The 3,467-nt window shown below is 59.8% G+C and carries 5 protein-coding genes; 1 reads left to right on the top strand and 4 read right to left on the bottom strand.

Features of this window, described 5'->3' with window-relative positions; genetic code table 11:
* Window positions 1–45 precede the first annotated feature (45 nt).
* Window positions 46–1,044 carry a 3-dehydro-L-gulonate 2-dehydrogenase gene (gene yiaK, locus AB4043_RS22820; protein WP_442308191.1) on the bottom strand — a complete coding sequence of 333 codons (999 nt, stop codon included), beginning with the start codon at window positions 1,042–1,044 and terminating at the stop codon, window positions 46–48.
* Between the two features lie 80 nt (window positions 1,045–1,124).
* Here yiaK and AB4043_RS22815 point away from each other — a divergent pair, with 80 nt between their 5' ends.
* Complete coding sequence (locus AB4043_RS22815; protein ID WP_442308192.1) at window positions 1,125–2,372, top strand: MFS transporter; 1,248 nt, start codon at window positions 1,125–1,127, stop codon at window positions 2,370–2,372.
* Between the two features lie 7 nt (window positions 2,373–2,379).
* Here the strand turns inward: AB4043_RS22815 and AB4043_RS22810 are convergent, their stop codons facing one another.
* The 3 genes from AB4043_RS22810 to AB4043_RS22800 form a co-directional block, all read right to left on the bottom strand.
* Entirely contained in the window at window positions 2,380–2,739 is a 360-nt protein-coding gene (locus tag AB4043_RS22810; protein WP_442299415.1) for an EamA family transporter, read from the bottom strand.
* 192 nt (window positions 2,740–2,931) lie between these two features.
* The gene (locus AB4043_RS22805; protein WP_442308190.1) at window positions 2,932–3,096 is read right to left on the bottom strand and encodes a hypothetical protein; all 165 of its coding nucleotides are present in this window, start codon (window positions 3,094–3,096) and stop codon (window positions 2,932–2,934) included.
* Window positions 3,093–3,467: EamA family transporter (locus AB4043_RS22800; protein ID WP_442308189.1), on the bottom strand; the 375-nt coding region annotated here is incomplete at its 5' end. The genes AB4043_RS22800 and AB4043_RS22805, both read right to left, overlap by 4 nt.

The following is a 3,467-nucleotide window of genomic DNA, read 5'->3' as shown; positions in this document are numbered from 1 at the left end:
CCCTATCTCTCTGAGGGGCACCCACATTGGATTAATGAAAATGCGCTAAGCCAGGCCGGCGAGTTTACGAGTCTCCTCCCAGATATCTTCGTCGACCGGAATGCCTTTCTCCATGTTTTCGGCCCGGGTAGCCGGCAGCCGCTCGCCGGGATAGCGAACCTTCGCGTCCGGCTCGGTATGCAGCGAAGCGATGATCTCGTCGCCGATGGTGGAAACCGGTCCGAGCGCTGCTGGATTGATCGCCAGAAAGACCTGGGAGACTCCGGCCTCGCGTAGCGGATCGGGGGATACCTGGTGCGTGGCCTGTCCAAAGGAGAGCGTCGCCGCCACCACGTCCAACATCATCGCGAACGCTGAGCCCTTCCAGTAGCCGATGGGAAGAGGGTGGTGCGATTCGAGGATCGCCTTGGGATCGCTGGTGAGATTGCCGTCCTTGTCGAAGCCTCCGGGAACCSGGAGCTGTTCGCCGCGCGCCGCGTAGCCGTCCAGAGCGCCATAGGAGAACTGCGACATGGCGAAATCGATGAGGAAGTGCGCTCCATTCGCACGGGGAACTGCAATCACCAGGGGATTGTTTCCGAGCACAGATTTGTTGCCTCCCCAGGGGGCCATGTTCGGCATGGTGTTCGTGAAGCAGATGCCGATCATGCCCCTCTCGGCGGCCTGCAGGCCGTAGCTGCCGGCGCGCATCCAATGATTGGTGTAACCGATCGTCACACATCCGATTCCATGCTGATGGGCCAGCGCAATCGCCCGTCCCATCATGTGCCATGCATTCAGATTTCCCGGGCCGTAATTACCGTCCCAGCGCTCCAGTGCGCCGAAGCCGGAGACCATTGTTGGAGATGCCTCGGGACGGACAGCGCCATGCTCAATCAGCTTCGCAAAGCGAGGGAAGCGGGCGATTCCGTGCGTGTAGACGCCATCGCGGGTAGTTTCTGCAAAGAGATTGGCGCACTCCTGGGCACGCGCCGGCGTAAAGCCGAGGTTGCGAAGAGCCAGAACGAGAGTGCGGACAAGTTCGTCATACGGAATGCGCAGCATAGAACCAGCTTAGCGAAGTCGCCGCAAGCCCTGCACCTACTCATAGCCCCGATACCGTGACACTGTGACCGCACAACGCTATCCCTGCGAGAATAAGAGCATATGCGGACCGTTGGGGCGCACGCACCGTCTTTGGTTCCGCCATCGTTGTCTTTACGCTGGCATCGGTGCTCTGTGGCATCAGCCAGAATCTCTGGGAGTTCACCCTGGCGCGTGTCCTGCAGGGGATTGGCGGCGCCATGATGGTTCCGGTCGGTCGTCTGATGGTTGTCCGCGTGACCCCGAAGGACCAGATCATGATGGCCATCGCCTGGACGATCTGGCCTGCGCTGGTTGCGCCCATTCTTGGCCCTCCACTTGGCGGCTTTATCGTCGACCACTGGTCGTGGCGCTGGATCTTTCTTCTGAATGTGCCGATTGGCATCGGCTGCCTGATCGCGAACTGGATCCTCGTCAAAAACACCCACGAGGAACGCCCTCCCGTATTCGACTTTCTCGGGTTCCTGCTCGTTGGAGGAACTTGCTTCTCACTCGTCTATGCGATGGAGCTTATCGGGCGTGAGCCTGCAAACGGAACACTCGGGGGAATCCTCTTTGTAGTGTCGGCTGCATCCGCCTTCCTTTCGTTCAGGCATCTTCGCCGTGTCCCGAATCCTCTCTTTGATCTTGAGGTTCTGCGAATCCGCACCTTCTCCGCGGTTATATGGGGAGGATCGGCCTTCCGCGTCGCCATCTTCATGGCTCCCTTCCTGCTGCCGCTGATGTTTCAGCTCGGCTTCGGCTTGAATGCCTTTCAGTCCGGTTCACTGACTCTGGCTGTCTTTGCCGGAAATCTGGCGATGAAGCCGGTGACAACGCCGCTATTGCGCCGCTTCGGTTTCCGCACGGTGTTGCTCTGGAATGGTGTGCTCACCGCGGGAACATTGCTGTGGTGCGGACTGCTGCAACCCTGGACGCCGCACTGGCTGGTGCTTATCGTGCTCTTCCTGAGTGGTCTCGGCCGCAGCATGCAGCTCACGTCTCTGACGACGATGGGCTATGCGGATCTGCCAAAGGAAAAGATGAGTACCGGCTCGGCGTTTGCCAGCACCGTACAGCAGATGACCGTGGGAGGTGGAGTCGCCTTCGGTGTGCTTCTGCTTCGTGGCTCAGCGGTCTTGCACGGGCGTCACGGCGGAGCTCCAGAGGTGATCGACTTTCGCTGGGCTTTCTACGTCGTGGCAGCGCTGGCGCTACTAAGCTTGCTGGATGTCCGCACGCTTCCGCACAGCGCTGGAGCAGCGGTCAGTGGACATGTGATGGAACGTGAGGAACCGGTCGAAGCGTAAGGCGCGCTTATTGCGTAAGCAGGGCAACACCGGCGCAGACGAAGAGAGCGGCAATCCAGCGCCGCTTATCGACGCGCTCCTTCAGGAAGATCCGTGCGCCCGCAGAGGTTGCAATATAGGTCAGCGACGCTGTCGCGGGTGCGATCAGTGAGAGATCAGCGGCCGAAAGGGCGTAGAGCAGGGCAAAGAAGCTGACCGCCATACAGCCGATGCCTGCCCCTAGAAACGGACTGGTGACAACGGCCTTAATCGCTCCGCCGAGGCCGGATTTTGCGCGGATATCGTCAAGATCTCCCAGGCGGCGCATCGCCGCGGCGATGAGGATATCGCCTGCCGTAGCGAAGATGACCACGGTCCATATCGTCACCCAGGCGTGCAGCGAGACAGCTGGAAGATGCGCGGCTACACGCTCACGAAGATGAAGAGAGCCGGCCGAGACGGAAGGAATTGATAGCAGCGAGAAAACCAGAGGACACTCCAGGATCGTCAGAGGCTAATACCGCGGCGGGGATGAAGCCGCCGAAGAGGTGAGGGCGCGATGGTCACTCCATTTCTTACCTTACAGCAGTTGTCCGCGCTGTTCAGCAAACCGAGCTCCATTCAGCCGCAGGACGCCAAGGCACCCACCAGCGCAGTCGAAGATCTTCTTCGGAATCGCGGCGAAGAACAGGATCAGGAGCATCCGCAGACCTTCAGAGACGTTGCCTGACGTCGGAGCGATCATGATGCCTCCTTGGCATGTTCTGTCCTCGAGGGGCCCTGCGCCACAAATCCAACGCCGACAACGATCAGGGAGATCCCCAGCCAGCGCGACTTGGAGATATCTTCGTGCAGAAAGAACTTTGAAAGCAGGGCGATGATTACGTTGCCGAAGGCCGTTGCCGGATAGACAAAGCTGACATCCGCCCAGCTAAGCGCTGTGATGTTGCATGCCATAAAGCCCAGCAGCACTAGAATGCCGCAGAGAACCCAGGGATTGCTGATGGCGGCAAACAGCGTTCCCAGATGATGCAGATCGACAACGCCAACCTGCTGCATCCCTCGCGCCAGCAAAAAGTCGCCGACCGCCGCTCCGACCATGACGCACATCAGGAT

Origin of the sequence: Terriglobus sp. YAF25, assembly GCF_052113305.1 — a bacterium.
GTDB lineage: Bacteria > Acidobacteriota > Terriglobia > Terriglobales > Acidobacteriaceae > Terriglobus.
Note: the sequence above shows the minus strand (reverse complement) of the source record. Positions and strands in the feature narration are given on the sequence as shown.

Coding starts and splice junctions, on each gene's coding strand:
- AB4043_RS22805 (WP_442308190.1), bottom strand. CDS start 3,096: ATGATCGCTCCGACGTCAGGCAACGTCTCTGAAGGTCTGCGGATGCTC.